Origin of the sequence: Anaeromassilibacillus sp. SJQ-1, assembly GCF_046693725.1 — a bacterium.
GTDB lineage: Bacteria > Bacillota > Clostridia > Oscillospirales > Acutalibacteraceae > Anaeromassilibacillus.
In genome coordinates this window covers 50,001-74,571 of the sequence record NZ_JBKEIV010000010.1, presented here as the reverse complement: position 1 = coordinate 74,571, position 24,571 = coordinate 50,001, and the positions used below count along the sequence as shown (strand labels likewise).

22 protein-coding genes, 1 rRNA gene and 2 pseudogenes (1 of these 25 running past the window's edge) are annotated in these 24,571 nt (G+C 46.0%); 13 read left to right on the top strand and 12 right to left on the bottom strand.

Translation table 11 applies throughout. The features are described 5' to 3' along the window. Positions 1-185: 185 nt before the first annotated feature. Both ACGCCZ_RS03335 and ACGCCZ_RS03330 read left to right on the top strand, forming a co-directional pair. Complete coding sequence (locus tag ACGCCZ_RS03335; protein WP_411655290.1) at positions 186-791, top strand: polysaccharide deacetylase family protein; 606 nt, start codon at positions 186-188, stop codon at positions 789-791. A gap of 41 nt (positions 792-832) precedes the next feature. After that, the gene (locus tag ACGCCZ_RS03330) at positions 833-1,096 is read left to right on the top strand and encodes a hypothetical protein (RefSeq protein WP_411655289.1); all 264 of its coding nucleotides are present in this window, start codon (positions 833-835) and stop codon (positions 1,094-1,096) included. 127 nt (positions 1,097-1,223) lie between these two features. Here the strand turns inward: ACGCCZ_RS03330 and ACGCCZ_RS03325 are convergent, their stop codons facing one another. Continuing rightward, a complete protein-coding gene (locus tag ACGCCZ_RS03325) occupies positions 1,224-2,342 on the bottom strand; it encodes a DUF3810 domain-containing protein (protein ID WP_411655288.1) in 1,119 nt (372 codons plus the stop codon). A gap of 312 nt (positions 2,343-2,654) precedes the next feature. Between ACGCCZ_RS03325 and ACGCCZ_RS03320 the strand changes: the two genes are divergently transcribed. From ACGCCZ_RS03320 to ACGCCZ_RS03310, 3 genes are all read left to right on the top strand, one after another. Then, positions 2,655-4,322, top strand: coding sequence for a Na/Pi cotransporter family protein (locus ACGCCZ_RS03320; RefSeq protein WP_082402128.1), 1,668 nt, complete (start codon positions 2,655-2,657; stop codon positions 4,320-4,322). A gap of 146 nt (positions 4,323-4,468) precedes the next feature. Continuing rightward, a complete protein-coding gene (locus ACGCCZ_RS03315; protein WP_085531997.1) occupies positions 4,469-4,960 on the top strand; it encodes a hypothetical protein in 492 nt (163 codons plus the stop codon). Between the two features lie 139 nt (positions 4,961-5,099). Continuing rightward, entirely contained in the window at positions 5,100-7,727 is a 2,628-nt protein-coding gene (locus ACGCCZ_RS03310) for a valine--tRNA ligase (RefSeq protein WP_411655287.1), read from the top strand. Between the two features lie 66 nt (positions 7,728-7,793). On the opposite strand, the gene ACGCCZ_RS03305 is transcribed toward ACGCCZ_RS03310, so the two are convergent. Next, positions 7,794-9,239 carry a potassium/proton antiporter gene (locus ACGCCZ_RS03305; protein WP_411655286.1) on the bottom strand — a complete coding sequence of 482 codons (1,446 nt, stop codon included), beginning with the start codon at positions 9,237-9,239 and terminating at the stop codon, positions 7,794-7,796. Between the two features lie 181 nt (positions 9,240-9,420). Here ACGCCZ_RS03305 and ACGCCZ_RS03300 point away from each other — a divergent pair, with 181 nt between their 5' ends. From ACGCCZ_RS03300 to ACGCCZ_RS03285, 4 genes are all read left to right on the top strand, one after another. Next, positions 9,421-10,734, top strand: coding sequence for a bifunctional folylpolyglutamate synthase/dihydrofolate synthase (locus ACGCCZ_RS03300; RefSeq protein WP_054323612.1), 1,314 nt, complete (start codon positions 9,421-9,423; stop codon positions 10,732-10,734). A gap of 175 nt (positions 10,735-10,909) precedes the next feature. Then, on the top strand, positions 10,910-11,245 hold the full coding sequence (locus ACGCCZ_RS03295) for an STAS domain-containing protein (protein ID WP_054323611.1): 336 nt from the start codon (positions 10,910-10,912) through the stop codon (positions 11,243-11,245). After that, complete coding sequence (spoIIAB, locus tag ACGCCZ_RS03290) at positions 11,229-11,672, top strand: anti-sigma F factor (protein ID WP_054323610.1); 444 nt, start codon at positions 11,229-11,231, stop codon at positions 11,670-11,672. The genes ACGCCZ_RS03295 and spoIIAB overlap by 17 nt, the downstream gene beginning before the upstream one ends. Further along, positions 11,665-12,315, top strand: coding sequence for a sigma-70 family RNA polymerase sigma factor (locus ACGCCZ_RS03285; RefSeq protein WP_054323609.1), 651 nt, complete (start codon positions 11,665-11,667; stop codon positions 12,313-12,315). Before spoIIAB ends, ACGCCZ_RS03285 begins: the two co-directional genes overlap by 8 nt. A 108-nt stretch (positions 12,316-12,423) precedes the next feature. Here the strand turns inward: ACGCCZ_RS03285 and vanT are convergent, their stop codons facing one another. From vanT to ACGCCZ_RS03255, 6 genes are all read right to left on the bottom strand, one after another. Next, on the bottom strand, positions 12,424-13,545 hold the full coding sequence (gene vanT / locus ACGCCZ_RS03280) for a serine racemase VanT catalytic subunit (protein WP_054323608.1): 1,122 nt from the start codon (positions 13,543-13,545) through the stop codon (positions 12,424-12,426). Further along, positions 13,512-14,546 carry an acyltransferase family protein gene (locus tag ACGCCZ_RS03275; protein WP_054323607.1) on the bottom strand — a complete coding sequence of 345 codons (1,035 nt, stop codon included), beginning with the start codon at positions 14,544-14,546 and terminating at the stop codon, positions 13,512-13,514. Before ACGCCZ_RS03275 ends, vanT begins: the two co-directional genes overlap by 34 nt. After that, positions 14,536-14,730 carry a hypothetical protein gene (locus ACGCCZ_RS03270; protein ID WP_054323606.1) on the bottom strand — a complete coding sequence of 65 codons (195 nt, stop codon included), beginning with the start codon at positions 14,728-14,730 and terminating at the stop codon, positions 14,536-14,538. Before ACGCCZ_RS03270 ends, ACGCCZ_RS03275 begins: the two co-directional genes overlap by 11 nt. Then, a complete protein-coding gene (locus tag ACGCCZ_RS03265; protein WP_411655285.1) occupies positions 14,727-15,305 on the bottom strand; it encodes a D-alanyl-D-alanine carboxypeptidase family protein in 579 nt (192 codons plus the stop codon). Before ACGCCZ_RS03265 ends, ACGCCZ_RS03270 begins: the two co-directional genes overlap by 4 nt. Continuing rightward, the gene (gene vanG, locus ACGCCZ_RS03260; protein ID WP_082402126.1) at positions 15,302-16,450 is read right to left on the bottom strand and encodes a D-alanine--D-serine ligase VanG; all 1,149 of its coding nucleotides are present in this window, start codon (positions 16,448-16,450) and stop codon (positions 15,302-15,304) included. Before vanG ends, ACGCCZ_RS03265 begins: the two co-directional genes overlap by 4 nt. A 212-nt stretch (positions 16,451-16,662) precedes the next feature. Next, a complete protein-coding gene (locus tag ACGCCZ_RS03255) occupies positions 16,663-17,193 on the bottom strand; it encodes a GNAT family N-acetyltransferase (RefSeq protein ID WP_054323604.1) in 531 nt (176 codons plus the stop codon). A gap of 261 nt (positions 17,194-17,454) precedes the next feature. Here ACGCCZ_RS03255 and ACGCCZ_RS03250 point away from each other — a divergent pair. Then, positions 17,455-17,934 (top strand): annotated as a pseudogene (locus tag ACGCCZ_RS03250) (flavodoxin). Between the two features lie 115 nt (positions 17,935-18,049). Beyond that, complete coding sequence (locus ACGCCZ_RS03245; RefSeq protein WP_411655284.1) at positions 18,050-19,180, top strand: aldo/keto reductase; 1,131 nt, start codon at positions 18,050-18,052, stop codon at positions 19,178-19,180. 320 nt (positions 19,181-19,500) lie between these two features. Here the strand turns inward: ACGCCZ_RS03245 and ACGCCZ_RS03240 are convergent, their stop codons facing one another. From ACGCCZ_RS03240 to ACGCCZ_RS03230, 3 genes are read right to left on the bottom strand one after another with little or no spacing between them, the layout of a single operon-like run. Then, positions 19,501-20,139 carry a DUF4097 family beta strand repeat-containing protein gene (locus ACGCCZ_RS03240; protein ID WP_411655283.1) on the bottom strand — a complete coding sequence of 213 codons (639 nt, stop codon included), beginning with the start codon at positions 20,137-20,139 and terminating at the stop codon, positions 19,501-19,503. A gap of 41 nt (positions 20,140-20,180) precedes the next feature. Next, positions 20,181-20,834, bottom strand: coding sequence for a hypothetical protein (locus ACGCCZ_RS03235; protein ID WP_411655282.1), 654 nt, complete (start codon positions 20,832-20,834; stop codon positions 20,181-20,183). Then, positions 20,831-21,682 (bottom strand): ATP-binding cassette domain-containing protein, encoded by an 852-nt coding sequence (locus ACGCCZ_RS03230; RefSeq protein ID WP_411655281.1) that lies wholly within the window; start codon positions 21,680-21,682, stop codon positions 20,831-20,833. Before ACGCCZ_RS03230 ends, ACGCCZ_RS03235 begins: the two co-directional genes overlap by 4 nt. A gap of 118 nt (positions 21,683-21,800) precedes the next feature. Between ACGCCZ_RS03230 and ACGCCZ_RS03225 the strand changes: the two genes are divergently transcribed. Continuing rightward, on the top strand, positions 21,801-22,586 hold the full coding sequence (locus ACGCCZ_RS03225; protein ID WP_411655280.1) for a MerR family transcriptional regulator: 786 nt from the start codon (positions 21,801-21,803) through the stop codon (positions 22,584-22,586). A gap of 220 nt (positions 22,587-22,806) precedes the next feature. Here the strand turns inward: ACGCCZ_RS03225 and metA are convergent. Beyond that, positions 22,807-23,755: pseudogene (gene metA / locus ACGCCZ_RS03220) on the bottom strand (homoserine O-acetyltransferase MetA). A gap of 474 nt (positions 23,756-24,229) precedes the next feature. On the opposite strand from metA, the gene ACGCCZ_RS03215 reads away from it, so the two are divergent. Then, positions 24,230-24,571, top strand: a 16S ribosomal RNA gene (locus ACGCCZ_RS03215); it runs 1,173 nt beyond the window's last position.

The following is a 24,571-nucleotide window of genomic DNA, read 5'->3' as shown; positions in this document are numbered from 1 at the left end:
AACTCCTCCTTTGCATATTGTCTTTATTATATTCTACCATTTTGGGTTTCGCAAGGACTTCTGTTTTCCGAATGAAAAACGGTTGTAACCGTGGATTACGAAACTTTAACTGCCGTTTTATTCGTAAGATTGCTATAATGAAGAAGAGAAAAGATCGATCTCAATCGATGAAAGGAGGACTTCAGATGCGGCGAGCAAAACACTTCAAAAAACGTTCAGGAGAAAGAGCGATCCCCATCCTGGCAACTTTGTTGCTTTTTACCCTTTTTTCCAGCACTTGTTTTCCACTTTCACAGGCGCTTCGAACAGAAGAAGTCCCTTCTTTGCCTGCGATTGCCGGCCAAATTGAAATAAAAGGAGCACTTTCGGCTCGACCAGAGTGGACCGTTGAGACAGCTTCGGAAGAAAATGCTCTGCCAAATGACCCCTATCCATTGCTATATACGGCAAGCGTTTCTCCACAGGATGTCAAGCCAAAAGAAAAGGTGGCTTACTTGACTTTTGACGACGGCCCATCCAATTTGACGCTTCCTCTGTTGGATGTACTGGATCGCTACGGCGTCAAAGCGACGTTCTTTTTGGTTGGAAAAACAGGAGAAGAAGACCGGAAGGCTATGCGCGAGATTGTCCAGCGAGGTCATGCGATTGGCGTACATAGCTATTCGCACGATTACCAGAAGATCTATGCCTCCGTGGATGCTTTTCTATCGGATTTTGCAAGGATTCATCAATTGATCTTGGAGGAAACCGGTGTGGATACACCGATCTATCGCTTTGCGGGGGAAGTGTAAACGCCTATAATCGGGATACGGCGAAAGCAATCATCACGGAGATGAACCGAAGAGGGTATGCTTACTTCGATTGGAATGTGGATTCAGGGGATGCTACGGTGGGAATCACTGCACAGCAGATTTATCAGCATGCGGTCAACGACAGCAAAAATTTCGATCAACCAGTGATTTTGTTTCACAATACTGGAACCAAAGAGATGACGCTAGAGCAAATGCCGGCGATTATTGAAGCACTTCAACAAGCTGGATATCGGTTTGAAACATTGAAGGCGGACTCTCCGCCAGTTCGATTTCGCCTCCCATAGATCCACGTTTTTACAATGATCGTTTGTGGAGGAATTGTAGCAGGAAAAAATGATTGTAAAATAAAGCAACCGGGTGTGCTCGATGGCAGGATGGCCATGGAGAACCCCGGTTGTTTTTTGTCATTACTCAAGAATCATTAGTTGCTGTTTGTTCCTCCCGCCATTCAGCAAGAAGAAGATCTACTACCCGGCCATAGCTTTTGACGCCGTCGTATTGCCGGTTGGCTTTTAAGTAGGCATTGTTTACCTGTTGTGCGACTTCGGCCATAGGGGTTTCAAATTGATCCCAATAGGCAGTGTTGGCGCTCAGGTCAAGCGCCACGCCTTCTCCCAAAGAAGCGGAGATCTTCTGCGCTGCTTGGGGATTTTCAGCATACAGAGCATTTGACGTATAGATATACGCCAACATTTTTCCGGAATATTGAAATTCTATTCGCTCGCTGCGCTCACAGGCGAGATACGCAATAAAGTTCGCCTCGTCTTCCCGCATAAAACCACTCAGATGTGCCAGTTCATGGCACATAGTGGAGGGAAGAGAGTAGTCCGGGATGTCGGTATTTACATTTGCTTCCAACGTAAATGGAAAAAAGATGCCAGTGATATTGCAATGGGAAAGAGCGCGGGAAAAAAGAACCGGTTTAGGCCCCAGATAGGTCCCATCGAGCAGCGGGTAGTCGGAAGCGGCTTTCTGCATGGCGGAACGAGCGTACCCAGTTATATCTGAGAAGGTAGCGTCCAAAGACATGATGCCATCTGAGTCGGTATTTACCTGTTCGCGCAGAAGGGTTACTTCTTCAGCGAGGGATTGACAGAGTTGCTGCAATTCCTCCTCAGAAGAAGGGGTTAGGTGGAGTCCAGAAGTTTGTGAAAAGGTATACCGACTATAGTTGATACCACAAAAGAGAGTGAACAGAAAAAGCAAAAGGCTGATGATACTCAGCAGGCCACGGGAAAACCGGAGGAGAAGCTTACACCACATTTCACGTTTCTTGAGGAAGACCCATACAAAGAAAACCACGCAACCGATTATGGATAGAAACGCGGTAAGAACCAGCATTTCTCCCACGGAAAAGTAAGCCAGAGAGGTAAGAAGGTTTCCCCAATGGGAAAGCACACGGTAAGGACCGGTAGCATACCACTCTGCAAATGCGGGCAGGTTTTGTGCCAAAAGCAGTAGAAAAATGGAAAGAAAAAGAAGAATGGCTGGAATCCAGTTGGCTGGTTTGATTGGACGGTGCTGTTTCATAAAAGACTCCTCAATTATTAGATCGATCTCATCGTGTTGTAATTTTAGGAATACAAAATCATCACCAAGAATTTACCTTCCTATTTTACCATATTGTCGAAAAATGTACAGACGCCGTGTTCATAAAAATACTCATTTTTTATGAGTTAATTAGATACGATGAATTTTTTTCCAATTTAGAGGTTATTTTTTCTAATTCGACATAAATATAGCTTGAGAATGTATTATCATTTTTACATAAAGTTAATCTGGCTTTAACGAATAGCCAACAAAAATTAGTAACTAAATTTTAATGATTGGCAGGTTGCTCAGATGACAATTGAGAATTTCATGATGTTGCTTTGCGGACTCGGACTCTTTCTGTATGGTATGAAACTTATGGGCGATGGATTGGAATTGGCGGCCGGGTCCAGGCTCAAAACCATGATCGAACGGTTGACCACCAACAAGTATATGGGGGCATTGATTGGCCTAGCAGTCACAGCGGTGATTCAAAGCTCCTCCGCGACCACTGTCATGGTGGTTGGTTTTGTCAACGCCGGCTTGATGAGCTTGGCACAGGCGGTCGGTGTAATTATGGGCGCGAATATCGGAACGACGGTGACAGGATTTATGATCGCAATCAAGCTCAATAGCTTGGCGCCAATTGCGATTTTCTTGGGCGTCGTGATGATGATGTTCTGTAAAAAGAACAACCATAAGCATGTTGGGCAAATCATCTGCGGATTTGGCATTTTGTTCTATGGGATGACCGTGATGAGCACGGCGATGGAGCCGTTGAGCGAATCGGAATTTTTCCGTAATTTGTTCATCCAAATGAAGAACCCCTTCCTGGGCTTGCTGATTGGCCTTGTGTTCACAGCGCTGATTCAGAGCTCTTCTGCTTCTGTTGGCGTTTTGCAAGCGCTGGCGGCATCGGGAGCGATTGGTTTGGACTCTGCGATTTTCGTCATCTATGGCCAGAACATCGGAACCTGTGTGACGGCAATGATGGCATGTGCAGGGACGACCAAGACGGCAAAACGTACGGCGACGGTACACTTGTTGTTCAATGTGCTCGGTGCAACTATGTTTACGATTATCACATTGGTAACACCGTTTACGGATCTTGTAAAAAGCATCTCTCCGGACAATGTGATGATGCAGATTTCGATTGTTCATATTTTCTTTAATATTGTGACGACGGCTATTTTGCTGCCGCTGAGCGGTTATCTGGTGAAGCTTGCGTGCAGAATTATTCCAGGAGAGGATCGCCAGCGCGAAGCGCTTCGCTTGAAGTATCTTGACCAGAGAATTCTCAATACACCTCCGATCGCGGTGGTGCAGGTCCTCAAGGAAGTGGAACGCATGGGGGCGTTGGCGCGCGAGAATTTCTTAAATAGTATGGAGGCCCTCTTCCATAAGGACCCCCAAAAGCTGGAAGAGGTAGCAGAAAACGAAAAGGTCTTAAACTTCTTAAATCAGAAGATCACAGAATACTTGGTACAGATCAACGGTTTGGAGCTACAGGACCCGGACCATGAGGTGATTGGGGCGCTGTTCCATGTGGTAAGCGACTTTGAGAGAATCGGGGACCACAGTACAAATATCGGGGAAATGGCGCAGATTATTATTGATAAAAAGGCCTCTTTGAGCGAAACGGCGGTCAAAGAACTGCAACATATGCAGGAATTGGTCGTCACCATTCTGGATGATTCGGTGCGCCTCTTTGAAGACGGCGGCCGGAATAAAGATTTGGCGGATCAAGTCAATCGGATTGAGCAGACCATTGACGACGAGACCGACCGTCTCAAGGAAAACCACATTCAGCGTCTCACAAACGGTACATGTACGCCGCAATCTGGTGCGATATATAACGATATGCTGATGAATCTGGAGCGTATTGCCGATCATTCGACCAATATTGCGTTTTCAACCGATCACATTGCGCACTTGCCCGCAAAGGGGCTGTTGCCTAATTTGACCAATGTGACAGCATAAGGAACATAAGGAGCCGGGGACCGACATCCCCGGCTTTTTTACGTTTTTCTGAGGATGAGGACATTTTCGGTTGCGATAAAAGCGTAAAAATGGTACAATACTATCCTAAGAAAATGGAAAGGCGCGACTCGAGAGGAGGCTGCAATTTGAATTTGTATCTCAAGCAGGATACGGAGGCAAATGCGGGCCTTTTTACGGTCTACGATGCCTGCGGCCGCATGTGTTACCGTTTGACGGGGGACGCGCAAACCCTGGGTGGAAAAATTTTTTTGTGCGATACAAATCATAGAGAAGTGGCGCGTATCACGCACATGGGATTGGCGGGGATTTCCCGCTATACCATAGTAATTGCCGATAAGGAACGTGCGCGCATCTTGCAAAACTTGGCGTCTATCAAAATGCCGTTCCGGATTCGAGGAATTTCATGGAGATTGCGGGGAGACTTGGTGTTGCGTTCCTTTGACATCGTAGATGTATCGGATGCGTTGGTGATGTCGCATGGACGTTGCTGGGAATCAAATGGCGAGTGCTTTGCGCTTGACATTGCGCAAGAGAAGTATGCGCCATTATGCATTTGTATGGCCGCTGTGATTGATAGTAGCGCACAGTCAGGTTCTGCTGTAGCGTTGCCGGTTTGATCCTGCCTGCGCCCATTGACAAAAAGGGGCGTGAATGGCATACTATAAAATACATTTCTTTGCAGAATTTCGTAAAAAAACGCCGCTGCGCTCTTTGCTCCAGCGCTTGCGGCGATTGTGTTGATTAGGGGGAAAATGCATGAGCAGGGAATTGGCAAAAACCTACGATCCGCAGGAAGTGGAAGATCGAATTTATGACTTCTGGCTGAATGGCGGTTACTTCCATGCAACGGTCGATCCGGAGAAAAAACCATACACCATCGTGATTCCGCCGCCCAATATTACAGGCCAACTCCATATGGGGCATGCGATGGATGAAACCCTTCAGGATATTCTGATTCGTTGGAGAAGGATGCAGGGGTATTCGGCTCTGTGGCTTCCTGGCACGGATCACGCTTCCATTGCAACGGAGGCGAAGATTGTTGAGGCGATGCGTCAAGAAGGGCTTTCGAAGGAGGACCTGGGACGCGAACAATTTTTGGAGCGCGCGTGGGCTTGGAAAGAGAAGTACGGCGGCCGTATTGTTGAGCAGCTCAAAAAACTCGGTTCTTCCTGCGACTGGGACCGTGAGCGCTTTACGATGGATGAAGGTTGCAATAAAGCCGTGCGAGAAGTGTTTGTGCGGCTGTACAATAAGGGACTGATTTATCGCGGGGAACGGATTATCAACTGGTGTCCGCATTGTAAGACCTCGATTTCCGACGCAGAAGTGGAGTTCAGCGAGCACGACGGTAATTTCTGGCATATCCGCTATCCGTTTAAGGATGGAAGCGGTTATCTGGAGCTGGCCACTACCCGCCCGGAGACGATGCTGGGGGATACCGCTGTAGCAGTTCATCCGGAGGATGAGCGCTATAAGAATATCGTTGGAAAAATGTTGGTGCTTCCACTTGTCGGCCGGGAAATTCCGGTTGTGGCGGACACGTATGTTGAGCAGGATTTTGGAACGGGTGTCGTCAAGATTACGCCGGCTCATGATCCGAACGACTTTGAGGTCGGTCTGCGCCACCATTTAGAGATCATCAATGTGATGAACGAAGATGGCAGCATCAACGAAAACGGCGGAAAATTTGCAGGTATGTCCGGCCTAGAGGCGCGCAAGCAGATCGTCAAGGAGCTCGACGAACAGGGCTTCCTTGTTCGCGTGGAACCCATTAAGCACAATGTTGGCACCTGCTATCGCTGCCATACCGTGGTAGAGCCGCGTGTTTCCAAGCAGTGGTTTGTGAAAATGGAACCGTTGGCAAAACCGGCAATCGATTGTGTCCGGGACGGCCATGTGCGCTTTATTCCGGAACGCATGGAAAAAATCTACTTCAATTGGATGGACAATATTAAGGATTGGTGTATTTCCCGCCAGTTGTGGTGGGGACATCGAATCCCGGCCTGGTACTGTGAGGACTGCGGGGAGACGGTTGTCGCAATGGATACACCGCATGCCTGCCCCAAGTGTGGTTCTACAAAGCTGCATCAGGATGAAGATACATTGGATACCTGGTTCTCTTCTGCTCTGTGGCCATTCTCGACGCTCGGTTGGCCGGACCAGACTGAGGATCTCAAGTATTTCTATCCCACTGACACCTTGGTCACCGGTTATGACATTATCTTTTTCTGGGTAGCCCGTATGATTTTCTCCGGCATGGAGCATATGGGGGAACCGCCCTTTAAGACGGTCTTTATCCATGGCTTGATCCGTGATGCACAGGGCCGCAAGATGAGTAAATCCCTTGGCAATGGAATTGATCCTTTGGAGGTCATTGCACAATATGGTGCGGATGCACTGCGCTTTACATTGGTGACCGGCAATAGCCCCGGAAACGATCTGCGTTTTTCACAGGAGAAGGTGGAAGCTAGCCGCAATTTTGCCAATAAGATCTGGAATGCTTCCCGTTTCATTCTGATGAATATCGATGGCCACGATGTTCCCAATCAGTTGCCCGAGAAATTGGCTCTGGAAGATAAGTGGATTGTTCATCAGTTTAACCAGGTGGTTAAAGAGGTTACAGACAATCTGGAACACTTTGAAATCGGTATTGCGGTTCAAAAACTGTATGACTTCCTTTGGGATGAGCTGTGCGACTGGTACATTGAGATTGCAAAGATCCGTTTGCAGTCCAGCGATGAAACGACCGCGCAGGCAGCCCGTCAGGTATTGGTTTGGGTGATGACAGGTACGCTTCAATTGTTACATCCGTTTATGCCATATATTACCGAGGAAATCTGGCAGTCCCTGCCTCACGAGGGCGAGTCCATTATGGTTTCAAAATGGCCAAGCTTTGAGCAGGCACATTGCGATCCACAGTCAGCCTCCGATATGCAGAATATCATGGATGTTATTCGTGCCGTGCGCAACCGCCGTTCGGAGATGAATGTTCCGCCGTCGCGTAAGACGCACCTATATATTGCCACTGCGGCTGCTCAGGTGTTCCAGGAGGGCGCCCCGATTATTGAGCGATTGGCCTTTGCCAATGGTGTGGAAGTGGGGGACGCATTTGAAATTGAAGGCGCTGTAAATATTGTCACCAGCGGCGCTAAGACGTATATCCCAATGGATGAATTGGTGGACAAAAAGGCCGAACTTGCACGTTTGGCCAAGGAGCTGGAGTCTGCGCAAAAGCAGTATGCGACGACGCAACAGAAGCTGAGCAATGAGAAGTTCCTGTCCAAGGCGCCGGAAAATGTTGTAGAAGGTGTCCGCCAAAATGCTGCAAAGCTGAAAGAGCATATCGCTTTAATTGAGTCCAGTATGGAGGCATTATCCCATTAAGAGTTGGTAGCAAATAAAAGGCATACTTCCAGAACCGGAAGTATGCCTTTCTCTACAGTCTTTCTTTTATTTGATAGTAGACGATTCGGCGGGCAATATTGCGCGCAGGGTTTCTTGATCGGCTCCGCTTAAAACAAGAATGTCACCGGCCTTCAAAGAAGTCGAGCCGCGTGGTACAAGGGACTTTTTATTCCGTTGAATCAGGACGACCAGCACACTTTCGGGAAGATCGATGTCCGATAAGGCACATCCGCACCACGGATGTTCTTGGGTAAGCCGCATTTCAGAGAGTTCCATATCATTTTTTTCTTGATAATCATTGAATGTCCTTAGGATGGAGGTCTCCTTTTCAACTAAATCCAGTTTTTTGGCGACTGTTGGCATGAGGGTTCCCTGAACGAGAACAGAGAAGAGTACCAAAAAAAATACGATATGAAAGACATCTGTCTGTAACATTGCGCAATCCGTCACTGCATAGATGGCGAAAACAATCGAGGCAGCGCCTCGAATACCAACCCAGGAAACCAATATTTGTTGACGTACGGGAATCTTAAACCAACTCAAAATGGCAAACACTGCAGCAGGGCGTGCCACAAAGATCATGAATAGAGAGATGAAGATGCTTTGCCAGGCCACCGCCGGAAGACGCGAAGGAAAAGAGAGCAATCCAAGGGCAAAGAAAAGTAATATTTGCATCAGCCAGGAGATACCGTCGAAGAAGTGGACTAAGCTGCGTTTATAAGGAATCTTGCTATTGCCGAGCAGGATACCAGCTATGTAGACACATAAGAAACTGTTGCCTCCGATGACGTCGCAGAGCGCATAGCAGAGGATAGCAACGGCTGTGACGAAGAGGGAATAAAAGGCCTCCACTTCAAAGCGGACATGACGGAGGAAATAGACTGCGCCTACCCCCAACAGGCCGCCGATAAGGAGGCCAAAGCCGAGCTGTTGGAATAAAAGAAGAGCGAAATGATTGTCCCCTTTCCCAGACATCATGGTCAATAAAATAATGGTCAGCATAAAGGCAAACGGATCGTTGCTGCCGCTTTCAATTTCCAATAGGGAGGCCATTCCACCTTTTAAGTTAAGTTTGCGCGAACGCAGAATGGAAAAGACGGAAGCGGCATCCGTTGAGGCAACAATGGAGCCAAGCAGTAGGCTTTCCAATAGGGGAAATTGCAAGACAAACCGGCAAAAGAGGCCGGTTAACAGAGCGGTCAGAGTAGTACCAACGGAGGAAAGTAGTATAGCGGGGGCGGCCACCGGCTTGGCAGCCTTCCAATTGGTACTGAACCCGCCGAAAAACATGATGAAGGTCAGTGCAACAGAGGAGAGTGTCTGTGCAAGGGCGTAATCGTCGAAATAAATTCCGCCGATTCCATCCGAACCTGCGAGCATGCCGAGGACGATGAAAATTAAAAGGGACGGTACTCCAAAGCGATACAGTAGCTTGCTAAAGCCGATGCACAGCAATAAAATGGCGGCGCCAGCAATCATGTAATAGGCCATGAACAGCCTCCTTTCTGTATATAAAAATGAAAATATTTGCAGAAAAAAGGCGAAAATCCCCCTGTAAGTCTGATAATAATAACTTTTCCAGTATAAGTATACCATATTGAACCGGATAAATCGAAGGAAAATCCGGTGAATATTTTCTGAATTTTTGTATTTCCAGAAGGCAGGTGATTTTATGACATATGAACAAGCTCTAGCAGCGATTCATTCCTTTCCACGCTTTGGCGGCTCCCCTGGAGTGGAACGGGTCCGAACATTTCTGAATGATTTGGGAAATCCACAAGAGGGGCTGAAATACATTCACGTAGCTGGGACAAATGGGAAGGGCTCCACTTGTGCAATCCTGGCTTCGGTACTAAAGCAGGCAGGGTATCGCACGGGACTGTTTACTTCGCCTTTCATCAGCGACTTTTGTGAACGAATTCAGGTGGATGCTCAGCTGATTCCGCGGGAAGCCCTCACATCGTTGGTGGAGGAAACCCTTCCGGTTGCCCACCGTTTGGAGGAAAGCGGGGAAGCGCTTACGGAGTTTGACTTTACAACCGCATTGGGCTTTTTGTGGTTTGCCCGCCAGCGGTGTGATTTTGTCGTTTTGGAAGTTGGATTGGGCGGCCGGATGGATGCTACAAATGTCATTGGAACCCCACTTGTGTCGGTACTTACCTCTATATCCTTGGATCACACCCGTATACTGGGAAACACTGTGGAACAGATTGCCGCAGAAAAGGCGGGGATCATCAAACCGTATGGGGTGACCGTTGCCTATGGAGATCAAATGCCCGGTGTGCTGGAGGTGTTCCGACGCACGGCGGCCAGGCAGCATAACCGGCTTTTGGAGGTATCCTCTTCTGTGGTATCGGTTATATCCAGCAATCTACAAGGAACCGATTTCCTCTATGGGGGACTGGCCTTACATTTGCCGCTTTTGGGAGAGCATCAGATCAAAAATGCGGCTACGGCATTGACCGCCTTGTCGGTATTGCAAGAACAGGGATATTCTATCTCAGAACAGGCGGTTATGGAAGGATTCGCTTCTGTGCGTTTTCCTGCCCGCTTGGAACGATTGGGCGACCATCCGCTTGTGCTTTTAGATGGTGCACACAATCCAGATGGAACGCGTGTCCTTGCAAAAGCGCTGCATTTATATCTGAAGGGACGTCCCTTGGTGGGATTGATTGGAATGTTAGCGGATAAGGACGTCCCGACAGCGGTCCAAAATTTGGATGGCCTGTTCAGGCAGATTGTGACCATTACGCCGGACAATCCGCGGGCTATGCCGGCCGAAGAACTGGCAGAAATATGGCGTGTACGGGGTACCAGAGCAATCCCGGCAAAAAACAGAGAAGAGGGCTTGAAGAGGGCGTTCTCTTTTGTACAGCCAGGTGGCGCGTTGGTTATTTGCGGTTCTTTGTTCCTTGCGGGAGAGATACGGCCGCTTTTATTGAGGCACATGCGGGAAAAAGTCGGCTTGTCCGCAGAATTCGAGTAAAATTTTAGTGAGAACCCTTTATCTTTATAGATAAAGGGTTCTTTTTATGAGATGGCAGAGGCTTTTTGTTTGGGCTAGTTAAAAAAATTTCCTAAAGCTTACATATAGCGGAAAAAAATGGACAGCCTTTATGATGGCTATTGTTTTGAATATCGATTACATAGGAGGCAGTCGAATGGGTGTCAGGCTGATTTTAAAGGATGGATGTCTTACGGCTTTGCTCAGCGGAGAGATCGACCACCATGTTGCGAGAGAATTGCGGGAGGAGATCGATGAAACGGCGATGCGAACACAGCCAAAACAATTAAAACTGGATTTTTCCGGCGTGCAGTTTATGGACAGCTCTGGAATCGGGTTGATTATGGGGCGCTATAAACTTATTCAGACTTGGGGTGGCGGCGTGACAATTGCCAATTTACCGCCAAAACTGGAAAAAATCGTATCCCTATCAGGCCTGCGGGATCTCTGTACCATTGTAAAGGAGGTGAAGGAAGTTGAAGGCGAAGAATGAGATGCGCATTTCATTCCCCAGCAGCTCCAATAATGAAGCATTTGGGCGGGCTGTGGTGGCAGCTTTTGCTGCACAGTTGGACCCGACCATCGATGAGTTGAGCGATATTAAGACGGCCGTCTCAGAGGCAGTGACAAATTGTATTGTACATGCCTACCGGGATACGATCGGTATGATTTACATAAATGCCAAATATGACGACCGAGGAACTTTACAGATTAAAATTCGCGACAAGGGATGTGGCATTGAGGACGTGGAGCAGGCCATGCAACCCCTCTTCACAACGGCGGGGGAAGAACGCGCAGGATTGGGTTTTGCAGTCATGGAAAGTTTTATGGACAAGCTTCGTGTGACTTCAAAACCAGGGCATGGCACCACCGTCACGATGCAAAAAAACCTTGCGCGGCGTGTGATGAAGAATGGATAGGGATCAACAGGTACAGGAGAATATCGGCTTAGTACATGCCTGCGCCAAGCGATTCAAGGGGCGCGGGATTGAATACGACGACCTCTTTCAAGCGGGATGCTTAGGATTGGTAAAGGCGGTCGATCACTTTGATGAAAGCCGCGGACTCAAATTTTCCACCTATGCTGTTCCGGTGATTTTGGGAGAGATGCGCCGCCTGTTTCGTGACGGAGGAGCAGTTAAAGTGGGACGTTCCCTCAAGGAGCTGTCGATTCGCGCTTCCCGAAAGGCCGCCGATTTTGCGGACAAGGAAGGGAGATCTCCAACCGTTGGGGAACTTGCCAAACTTCTGGGAGTGGAACCGGCGGAAGCTGCACAGGCGCTTGGAGCAGCGCAGATGCCACTTTCTTTGACTGCATCTGAGGAAGAGGGTGGCGGACAAATCGATGTCAGCATTGATGGGGAGGATGAGAAGATTGCAGAGCTTCTTTCCCTAAAACAAGTGGTAAAAGAGCTGCCGCAAAGGGACCAGAATATTATCTATTTTCGCTACTACAAGCATCGTACCCAGACCGAGACTGCGCAGGCCCTTGGTATGACACAGGTGCAAGTATCCAGAAGGGAGAAAGTGATTCTACAGGAGCTTCGACGAAAGCTGGTTTAAATAAGAAGCATTCGAAAAAGACAGGATTTTATTTGGGTCTTACAGCGTAGAAGTAGTGAAATATCAAGAAAAATGGTGACACGCCAAAGCGTGCCACCATTTTTTGGTTTATTCCCTTTCGAAGCGGTCCAAACGATTTCCCAATCGACTCAGGATTTCGTTGGAGATAGTCCCGACCTGGCCGGCAACTTCACAAACGGTAATCTGTTGCCCACCGGAATGGCCGATCAGCACGGCTTCATCGCCGGGAGAAACGGACGGGATCGCGGATACATCCACCGAGAGTTGATCCATACAGATACGCCCAATGATGGGAGCTTTTTTCCCATGAATCAGCACATACCGTTGCTGTAGGCTATTGCGCGGAACTCCGTCTGCATAGCCGATGGATATGATAGCGATTTTGCGGTCGGTGGAACAGGAAAACGTTCGCCCATAACCGAGTGTCTCACCCGCATAGAGTATTTTTACGCATGAAACCCTTGCTTTAAGGGTTAAAACTGGTTTTAAGCGAGGATGTACCTGGATGCGGTCGTTAGGGTGGCTTAAAGCCCCATAGAGTGCGATGCCAATCCGCGCGTAGTCAAAGGACAGCGTGGGGTAGTTCAGTACTCCGTAGCTGCCTTGGATATGTGTTTTGAAGGGCGGGAACCCTTTTTGGCGCAGTGCTTTTGCCACCGTTTGAAAGCGTTCGAGCTGTGTTAAAGTAAAGAGCCGGTCCTCCGGTGTACTCCCATCGGATACACAGAAATGGGAAAACAGGCCGGTAATCTTGAGATGTGGAAGCTTCCAAATCGAAAGAATATCATCCAACGCATCGCTGCGTTCTCCCAACCGCCGCATTCCGGTATCGATGCCGACATGGACAGAAAGTGTTTTTCCATACGCACTCAGGATCTGCGCATACGTGTGATCTATGACGGTTTGAACCAGATTGTAGTGAGAAAGCTCTGCAAATAGGGAAGGATGGGTATATCCAAGGACGAGGATTTGTCCGGTTATTCCAGATTGGCGAAGTGCAATACCCTCCTGAACAGTGGCGACACAAAAATCGGAAATGCCCAAATCTTGTAGGGCTTTTCCAATCAAAACTGCCCCGTGCCCATAGGCATTTGCTTTTACGACAGCCATGATTTTCGTATGGCCAGGAAGGATTCCCTGCAGTTCACGGACATTGTGAGATAAATTTGCCCGGCTTAACTCGATCCAGGCCCTTCCCGTTTGGCACATTTTACGTTTCTCCTTCCCAGATAAAATAGAATTCCAGCACTGCACGCCGTTGAGAGGAAGCAGACGCTTCCGTAAAGGATCATAGAATTATCGACAAATATTTGAGTAAGGCCTGTAAATTTGGCAAGTCCACGGACGAGGACGATCACGGCAGGATGAACCAAATACAAAAGGGTGGACGTTTTCCGGAGATAATATGGAGCTTGTCCCCGCACTTGCAATAGCATTTGAAACAGGAAGTACATGACCAGCGGCAAAGAGAGGTACATGCTGTTGTGGCGCTGTAAATGCAGGAAATCGGTCCAAAACCCTTCCAATAACAAGATAGGGACAAAAATAGCCAGTCCCCACTTGCATGCAAATTTGGAACAGCGGTTTTGCGGAGTAGCGATCGCCAAACCGAGAAACAGAAAGATGGGCGTAAAAAAGAACCCATTCCGGGTATAGCTGCTAAAGGAAAAAAGAACATCATAGAATTCCTTAAGAAAAGGGACGGATGAAATCAAACCGTAGTAGCTATCGCCCGCTAATCCGACTATATAGGCAGCCACACTATAGATGCAGGCCGCACGCATGGAGATTCGTACCAGAAGGACGACGATCCAACATCCAATTATGGCCGCAGGAAAGTACCAAAGATGATAAAAGGTTCCGTCGAAGCATAGGGCCTTTAGGAATTCTTTAACATTGTGAGGGAGATTTCCGGCATACCAGCTAATTGGCAAATAAAGAATGGTGGCGGTAAGATAGAGCCATAGATTGTGCTTAAGATATGAAGAAAAACGGTTTGTTTTGCGCAAGCCACTTTGTATATAAGGGCCTAGGACAAAAAAGCCAGTGGTCATCAAAAAGAAAGGAACGGCTATTCGGAAAAGGCTGTAGGTGAGGAGAACATCCAGAGTAGGGTTCCAAACAGCAAAGGGGGCGATATGGATGGCAACGACCATCCATGCGGCAAGGATGCGAAAATAGTCGATCCCAGCATAATTTTTATTCTGCATAAGCTGGCCCCCAGAGCATTAAGACGATGCCGCCCTCGTTTGTACCAGAGACCGAATCGTTTATTTCCTCCGAGAGCTCGATCTGCTTGGCTTCTTCACGTTCCAACGGCAGGTAAAATAGAGAGTAAGTGATCCCATGAATACATACATGAAAGGGATGCTGGGGGTTGGTCGTTTCTTTCAAAAAACGGATGTATTCCTCCAAGACCATCCCTTTTTCGAGAGAATCTCAGCGTGTGGCACTCCAACATATCGAAAATGCCAAGGCTCTTCGGCAATACCTGTAACGCTCTCTTTTCCTCGCAAGTATCGTTCAATCCACCCATAGCGTGGGGCTATTTCTCGAAACTGCTGGAATATGCCGGTTCGCGGGAAATCTGGACAAATAAAGTCAATTTCCGATTTTTGTTCGGCTAGATCGATGGCTAGACCTGTTTGATGCTCGCTGTGGCCGGGAATAGCAACAAATTGTCTTGCAAAAGGGAGCCCTTTCTCTGCAATTGCATCCTCCCAGATGTGTTGCTGTTCGTCCTGTGTACGATACCCACTGACAGCGGCAAATTGCGTGTCACAGTGCAAATGGCGAAACACTTGTTGCAGGGATTCAGCAGCCTTAGCTTGTAAAAGAATTTTGGACTGACCGGGGATTGCCGGAACCAAGCCTTGTATATCAGTAACGTGTGGCAGTGGATGATTGGGGGTGACTAGGAGCAAATCTCCACGGAAGCTATCCTCATATTGTATAAGAATGGATCTCATATGCATTCCCCCATTTTCAACAACTGGTGGATTACTTCGGAAAATGTCCACCCGGCAGCTTTTAACATGTTGGGATACCGGCTGTGTGGAGTGAATCCGGGGATGGTATTGACCTCATTAAACACGATTTTCCCCTCCGGAGTCAGGAACAGGTCAACTCGTGCAAATCCTTTGCAACCCAAAATCGTATAGATTTGTTTGGCTGTCTCTTGAATTTCTTTTGCTTTTTTGTCTGAAATACGGGCAGGAACATGGATTTTTGCGGTTTCTAGGGTGTATTTTTCAGTATAATCGAAGAATCCCTGCGATAGTTCGATTTCATCGACAGCCCCAATGGTCAGTGGATTTGTCCCCAGGATGGCGCATCCCACTTCGAAGCCGGGAATCGTTTCCTCCAAAAGAACATGGGAGTCGTGAACAAAAGCGCGCTCGATGGCGGGAAGTAGCTCCTGTTCAGTCAATACTTTTGTGATTCCGAAAGAGGAACCGGATCGCACTGGTTTTACAAAGATGGGATAACCGAGCGTTTGTATATCATGCATCAACTGTTCTTTATCAAAGGCAGGCTGGATTAAGATGGACTTAGGAGTCGCAATCCCTTCTGCTGCAATCAAACGGTGGGCCAGCTCCTTATTCATACAGAGCGCGGAGCTCAGAAGGTCACATCCGATGATTGGAATTCCGGCCAGTTCCAAAAGGCCCTGGACCGTTCCATCTTCTCCGTTTTTTCCATGAAGAATGGGAAGGGCAGCGTCAAATGAGATTGAGCGTACAGAATGGTCTTTCACATATTGAACTCCGTGGATGGAACGATCTGTGGTTGGAAATACCGGTACACAAAATTCCTCGACACACCATTCGCCGTGTAGAATGCGCTCCGGATTGCCCCGATACCAATACCATTGGCCGGTTTGGGGATGGAGGCCGATCAGAAACACGGAATAACGTGAAGTGTCGATCTGCAAGAATACAGAGTAAGCGGATTGTAGAGAGACATGATATTCGGTAGAACATCCACCGAATAGAAGGGCAATGGTGGCTCGACTGCCGGAAAGGTTCTGTGAGGGTGTATGTGAATGAAACTGCCCAAAGGAATCCGGAAACTGGTTAGAGGGATTCTCTTCTATCGTTTGATTTCGATTCATTTTCATTTTCTCCTTCCTGAAAGACATGAAAACGGGAACTACCTTTTTGTAAGGCCATACGCTATAGAGGCTCGTTGTTTTTGTGACAAAATAAAAGATCGTTGCCGTTCAGGTTTTATTCTACCGAACAGCAGCGATCTTTGTTTTACAATTCACGTTTCAACTTCTTAAGAAACCAAAAAGAACATATTAAGATTTTCTGAAGATGGTTTTCATAAATAAAGGTTCATCCATTTTGCATCAGCAAAACGACCATCATCGTAGTGAAAAAAGCGGGGATAGCAACCTACTTCTTGAAATCCGTACCGCCGATACAGACGAATGGCGCGTTCGTTCTCTGCATGGACCGTTAAGCCGATGACTTGGATCTGTTTAGAATCCCGCGCAAACTGTATAAGTTGTTCCATTAAGATCTGAGCGATGCCTGAACCCCAATCCTTTTTTCGCACAGAGATCGAGAGTTCGCTTGTGTGTGATATGCGCGGTGCATTTTGTGCGGTAAGGTCGCCCATAGCAGCTAATTCTCCATCGACTCGAACAATCCATAAACTCTGGTTAGGGGCCTGAAAGTGTTCAATATATTTTTCCTCTTCAACGATGGATATTGGAAATCCATCTTTACCAAAGGTCAGAAACTCACTTTCTCCGCCAATGCAATTGAGATATTCGATGATATCCTTTGCATCGGAGGGAATTGCTTGGCGCAATTCAGCAGTTCTTCCATCTTTCAATAGAACAGTCATTTGATACCTCCTAAAGTCTCTCTATTTAGTAAGATTCCATATGTATAATAATAGAATAAGAATAACCTCTATCATATACGCTTGTCAATTCAAAAGGAATTCGTATGGGTGCGGGCGGTTCTTGTGGCTTCAGCCAACAATGAAATATCGCCTATTTTGAATTCTAAAAAATGTTGAAAATATATTTTAAATACGCTATACTGCATGCAGAAGAAGTCTTTAAACAACTATGACAAATAAACATGAAATGGGGGAATCAAAATGAGCAATGTATTAGTCGCGTTTTTTTCAGCTAGTGGTGAGACAGCCCGTTTGGCAAAGACCTTAGCCGATACTGTAAAAGGGGATTGATATGAAATTCAGCCAGGAGTACCCTATTCATCTGCTGATCTGAATTGGAATAATCAAGCAAGCCGCAGCAGTGTGGAAATGAACGATAAAACCGCTCGGCCGGTCATTAAAAATCGCGTGGAGGATATGACCTCGTACGATGTCATTTTTATTGGATTCCCTATCTGGTGGTATGAAGCGCCGCGCATCATACATACTTTTCTGGAAAGCTATGATTTTTCAGAGAAAACTGTGGTCCCATTTGCCACTTCAGGTGGCAGCGGAATGGGAGAGACGGACCATATCCTGAAACAAACTTGTCCAATGGCCCGCTGGTTGCCGGGAAAACGATTCAGCAGTAGAGCAAATACGGAAGAAATTTCGGCTTGGGTCAAAGGCTTAAAAATGTAGCAAGACAGGATGAAATCAAATCAACATAGAAAGAATATGGAAGTTGTATAGACAAAGAGGGATTCACTGTATTTGTATGGACGAATGGATTGGAATCATCTAAGGAGGAATTCCTATGTCTTATCTAGGGGAAGAAATCAAAAAATTGGGATTTGGTTTGATGCGTTTACCTCAGAAAGCTGGACGTATCGACATAGAGCAAACAAAAACAATGGTTGACCTATTTCTGGAGGCAGGTTTTACATACTTCGATACGGCTTGGGCCTATGCGGGCAGTGAAGATGCGATTCGTCAGGCGCTAGTCGAGCGTTATCCGCGGGAATCCTTCCAGCTCGCAACTAAAAATGCCGCTTGGATCAACTGCAAAACGCGGGAAGAGGCAATCGCTCAGTTTGATGTTTCTCTTAAGCAGACAGGGGCAGGATATTTTGATTTTTATCTGCTTCATAACCTGGGAGAGGGGCGGACGCACTTTTTTGATGATTTTGACATGTGGAGCTTTGTACAAGAAAAGAAGAAGGAAGGTCTCATCAAACATGCCGGTTTTTCTTTCCACTCCACACCGGAAGAGTTGGATGAATTGCTGACAAAGCATCCGGAAATGGAGTTTGTTCAACTGCAAATTAACTATGCAGACTGGGAATATCCAGCTGTGCAATCCCGTCGATGCTATGAAGTGGCAAGAAAACATGATAAGCCAGTGATTATCATGGAGCCGGTTAAGGGAGGTATGTTGGCGAATCCGCCCGTACCTGTTCAGAGAATTCTCAAGGGCGCAGAGCCAGATCAGTCCTTTGCTTCTTGGGCAATCCGGTTTGCAGCCGATCTGGAGGGAGTGATTACGGTTCTTTCCGGTATGAGCAATGTAGAACAAATGCAGGACAACCTATCTTATATGAAGAATTTTACAGGCCTTACAGCAGCAGAACAGAAAACGCTCAGAGCAGCTCAGGAAGCGCTTAGTCATATTTCGTTAATTCCCTGTACATCCTGCAACTATTGTGCAAAAGTCTGCCCCAATAATATAGGAATTTCTGGAACCTTTACAGCGATGAATTATCTAACCCTTTATCGAGATCAGGCAGCAGCAGCTCATCAGGAGGCATGGCTGGTGGGGGGCCATGGGAAGAACAAGGCGAATGCATGTATCCATTGTGGAAAATGTGAAGAGGTGTGTCCACAGCATATTTCCATCCGCACAGAGCTGAAAAAAGCGACGGAAATGTTGGGGATTGGCATTGAGTAGAGACTTATTCACTTTTTGAATGGAATTTCGTTTGAATAGAGTATACTGATTCCGTCCCAATATCCCTTTAACCAAAGCTGTGGGGAAAACAAAACGGTACGCCTGATTACAGTCCATACCACAGTAATCGAGCGTACCGTTTTGCAATATCAATAAAGAGCCTTTTGTAACCGTTTCTTTTTTAATCCCTTGGGTTTTAGAATACACGATACATTACCGAAAAGATATGTCTGATAGGATAAGAGACGAAGGGCCAATCAGGGGCTAATGATCATTCCACTGCATTTTTTGATAAGAGTATCAACGAGAGCGAGAAGGGGTTATTCCTTCACAAACTCAATATGAATATCCCCGTTATTATTAGAGACGCTTAAAACTTTTTTCCCTCCATCTTTCTGAGAGGGTAGATTGCTTTCGCCTTTTTTGATTTCGCAGGATATGGTATAGTCGTCGTAGCTTCCGATTATGGTACCGTTGATATTCCCGTTTTTTGTCTGTATAGCCGTGGTATGGCCGATGCTCAATCCATCCAATAAGATGTCTCCGCCATTTGTAGTAAGAGTGACGTCCTTTGTCACAGTTAAAGGGGCAACAGAGATATTTTCATTGGTAGTGTCCAGGGTTAAGGAGGAGACAAGCGAATCGGGAACATACAAAGTAATGGTGCGTTTGTCTATGGGAGCGCTACCTCCAATATAATCCGTCCAATTCTTGTTGGATACAGATGTCATGGTCAATGTGCCAGAGTCTGCAGTAGAGATGTTATAGGCTTCCTTAGGGCTCTCATAGTAATCTATTCGTATTTGGTCATCCTCAGAAGGGATTACTTCGATCTTTCGGTCTTGGACTTCCAGTTCGATTTCTTGCACCTGTGTATGGTTTATCACATAGCTTTCCGCAGAAAAATCTTCATCCGTAGAAGAGCATCCAGTTAAGATTGCTGATCCAAGTAACAACATGCATGCAAAAGAAAACAGTTTTTTCATGGGAACCTCTTGTATTAAAGTGTTTTTCTTTTTAAAACGACCAGGCCGATGATCGATAGGCCTGTACTGAGCAGAGCACAAACTCCTATGTGTAGAAAAGCATTGCTATTCAGCATGATTATTTGAAAGAATCCGGCCAAGAGCTGGCGAAGAGGTGTAATTGGCGTAAAAATACAGATCATTGCTACCAATATGCCGTCCGTCAACCAGCCATACCAGTGGGACTGCATCGATAGAAGTACATGAAGAAAAGTCATGGTGAGAAAGAGAAATATTCCCTGCTGGAGGAAAGCTATAAAAACGCCATTTTCCATCCAGCCACATATATCCATCAGATTCATCACGGTTTGTGTATGATTTAGTGGGTCGAATATAAGGTGGATTGTAGTATTGGCTAGAGAGACGAGAAGGGCAAGGAATCCATAGCAAACCAGACTTCCGGCATAGAAATCTTTTTTACTTGTCCCCAAATACATGAGTTTGGGGTAGACATAAAAGACGAAAAAGAAAGGGGACATAGCGGCCAACAACCAAGTATAGTTTCCATTGCTTAAGGCGATTGCAGAGTCGCCTGAAGTTGTCGCGCAAAGCACGACAAGGGCTGTAAGGATGAAGCTCATTTTATTGCTTGCAAGTTCCCGTTTTACAACTGCAAATGTTGCGTTCATTTCTGAATACCTCCTCTATGACCGACCATCTGAATGAAGAAATCTTGTAAAGTTAAAGGATGAATCTCTAAGGACGCTATTTGTTTTGGGGGTGTGTCAAAGATATAGCTGGTTACAAGCCCGCCAACCGAATCTTGACCGATCACGTTTAAGTTTTTAGTGGCGGCTTCGACATCGCTTTTCAATCCGCTAATGCTGTATGCTTGTTTTTCGACGGCTTGTAGGGTGTCAAAAAAGCGGATACGCCCTTTATCAAGGATGATTAATTTTTGAATCGTTTTTGTAATTTCTTCGATAATGTGGGTGGACACAAGGATGATGCGGGGATGTTTTTGGAAGCTTTCGGACAGCATATTATAGAACTCTACCCGCATGATTGCGTCAAATCCCAGCACGGGTTCATCTAAAAGAATGACATTTTTATTACTTGCCAGGCAGATGATTGTGGAAACCATGGCTTTCATACCAAGGGACAGATGGTGAAACTTTTTCTTGCCATCTAGCTCGAAGCGCTCCATCATCTCTGTAGCAAATGCAAAGTCGTAATTGGGGTTTACCTCTCCCGCAATATGAAGCAATTTTTTCACGGGGAGGTGGAAATGCTTTGCAAAATTTTCGATATAACTTACGCCTGTATCCAGTGTTGCGGTCGTAATCAGTTGATTGTTCACGCGAATCTCACCATAAGAGATATTTTGGTAACCTGCAATTGACTTGAGTAAGGTGGTCTTGCCAGCGCCGTTTCGACCAAGTAGGCAATAAATCCCTGGTTCGTCAATGGTCAGAGAGACGTCTTTTAGTACCGCCGTCTGTCCGTATTGTTTTGTTACACCAGAAAGTTCAATCATGATGATATTCCTCCGCTCCATGTTTACGATTAAGAAAGTAGATTTGATATGCGTTTCTCTTCGTGCGAGTACAGTATAAACCTTTGTGTAACACAAAGGTCAAGAAGGAAGTTAAAAAGTGGAGAATTTTTTTTCAATCAGCGAAGCGGCAAAAATGGCCAATATGACGAGTGAGACATTGCGTCACTATGATCGAATCGGTCTTGTTAAGGCAAGCAGAAGAGATGAAGCGTCAAAATATCGATATTATACAAAAGAAGATATTGTCCGCTTGCATACCATCCGAGCATTACAGCAGATGGACCTCTCTTTACATGAGATTAAATGTATTTTGGAATACGATGATCTTCAAATGGTTGTAGACTTTTTGAAAAAAGCGGAGAAAACAGCTGACGAAAAAATTGCAGAGTTGCAATATAGCAAGTCCAAAATCCAATTGGCCAGATCGGATTATGAAAAGAAACTGTATAGGCAACAAAATCGAACCGAATTTTACACGAGATATTTTCCCAAGCGTGTGATTTTGTTATCGAACTCATTAGAAGCACCGACACTTAACAATTTGTGGAATTATCTAAGCCATTTTTATGATCGAATTGAGCCATCTCAAAGAGATCTTTTTGCATTTGAGGATTTAGCAGGAATTTACACGGAGAAGAACCTGTCTCGTCTCTTCGCGGTATGCATTCGCTATACAGATATGGATGGATTAAAAATATTGCCATCGGGTACCTATCTCTGCGCGGACTGTACAGAGCAGACACGTGGACAGGTTCTTTCGAAACTCATTCAAATTGCCAAAGAACAATATCACCTGGAACCAACATTTACAATACAGTTAATTGTTATTTCCGGAATCTTACAGTGGAATTATCAGATACAGATTTTAATTGAAGATGAATGAGTGCGAATCAGTGAATAGCTGTAGCTACTGGATAGTATAAATATGTGGACGTGCTGAAAGATTCCGATCGGCCCACCATATTGGGAGTATGGGCTCTATAATCGGACAAAGGTAGACTTTCTGTTTTATGATACAATCATGAAGAAAACCGGAACCTTTCTTTAATAAAGGTTCCGGTTTTGAGATTGAATCAATCCATTAAGATCCAAAGGTTGACATATTAAAATGGAGTAGCTTCATTATAACCGATCTTTGACAGGGAAGAAAGATCATAGGGAGTGGACTGATAGACGTAGTAATTCAGCCAATTGGCAAATAGAAGATGTGCATGACTACGCCAAGTAAAACGTGGCTGTAAAGTTGGATCGTCGTTTGGAAAATAATTTTCTGGGACGCGAGGTTTTAATCCCTTACGCTCATCACGGAAATATTCATTGGCTAAAGTGTCCCGATCATATTCGCCGTGGCCGGTGACAAAAAACTGACGGCCATCTTTTTTGGCGACCAGATGAACACCTGCCGTACTAGAAGTCGATAAGATTATAAGCTCATGATGTTGTTCAATGTCTTCCCGTCGAATATCGGTATTTCGTGAATGTGGTACATAAAAACTGTCATCAAATCCCCGTACCAATGGATGGTGGGGATCTAAAACACGGTGTAAATAAACGCCGCTTAGCTTTTGGGGGAGCTGATATTTTGGAATTCCATAATGATAATAGAGTCCCGCTTGCGCTCCCCAACAAATATGTAAGGTAGAATAGACGCTCTTTTGACTCCATTCCATTATCTCACAGAGCTCAGGCCAGTAGTCTACTTCTTCAAAAGGCATATTTTCAACTGGTGCACCAGTAATAATCATGCCATCGAATTTTTCGTTCTTCAAATCCTTGAATGTCTTATAAAAAGTATTGAGATGCGATGCAGAGGTATTCTTGGAAACATGCGATGCCATTTGCATCAATTCAACGTCCACCTGCAATGGTGTGTTACTCAAAACACGCAGCAGTTGTGTTTCCGTTACGGGTTTAATCGGCATCAGATTAAGTATGACAATCTTTAATGGGCGAATATCCTGCATTTCTGGCTCGTTCATGTGTCATTACGAAGATGTTTTCCCCCTCTAACACCTTTATAGCAGGAAGTTCAGCTTGTATTTTAATAGGCATACGATTCGCTCGATTCTTTTTAGATTTTGTAGTATAATCAATGCATAACAGTGTATACTAGTCTTAAGTATACCAAATTGACAGAGAAACTGCAATATAATTGGTAGAAAGGGACAGACATAAAATAAATGTAAAAAAAGCGTTGACATTGTAGAATGAGTGTGATATTATAGTGAAGCCGTCGAGAGAGACAGAAAAAACACTTGACACCACAAAGCGAGTGTGATATGATGTTAAACATCACCTCTGAGCTTGATCGATGAGGCGAAGGACCTTGAAAATTAAACAACGTTACGAAATGAAAGGACCCGTAATGACTTTGAGAGAGACGGGACCATCTGAGAGGATGGGAACGGAACTTTCGGACGAAACGAGAATCCAGACTCGAGAAACTGGAATACACGTTAGTGTATCGAAAAGAGCTATTCAAAACTCTAAGATGATTTAAACGCTCTACGGAGCGATTAAATACAAGTTTTAGAGAGTTTGATCCTGGCTCAGGACGAACGCTGGCGGCGTGCCTAACACATGCAAGTCGAACGGAGTTAAGAGAGCTTGCTCTTTTAACTTAGTGGCGGACGGGTGAGTAACGCGTGAGTAACCTGCCTTTCAGAGGGGAATAACATTCTGAAAAGAATGCTAATACCGCATGAGATCGTAGTATCGCATGGTACAGCGACCAAAGGAGCAATCCGCTGAAAGATGGACTCGCGTCCGATTAGCTAGTTGGTGAGATAAAGGCCCACCAAGGCGACGATCGGTAGCCGGACTGAGAGGTTGAACGGCCACATTGGGACTGAGACACGGCCCAGACTC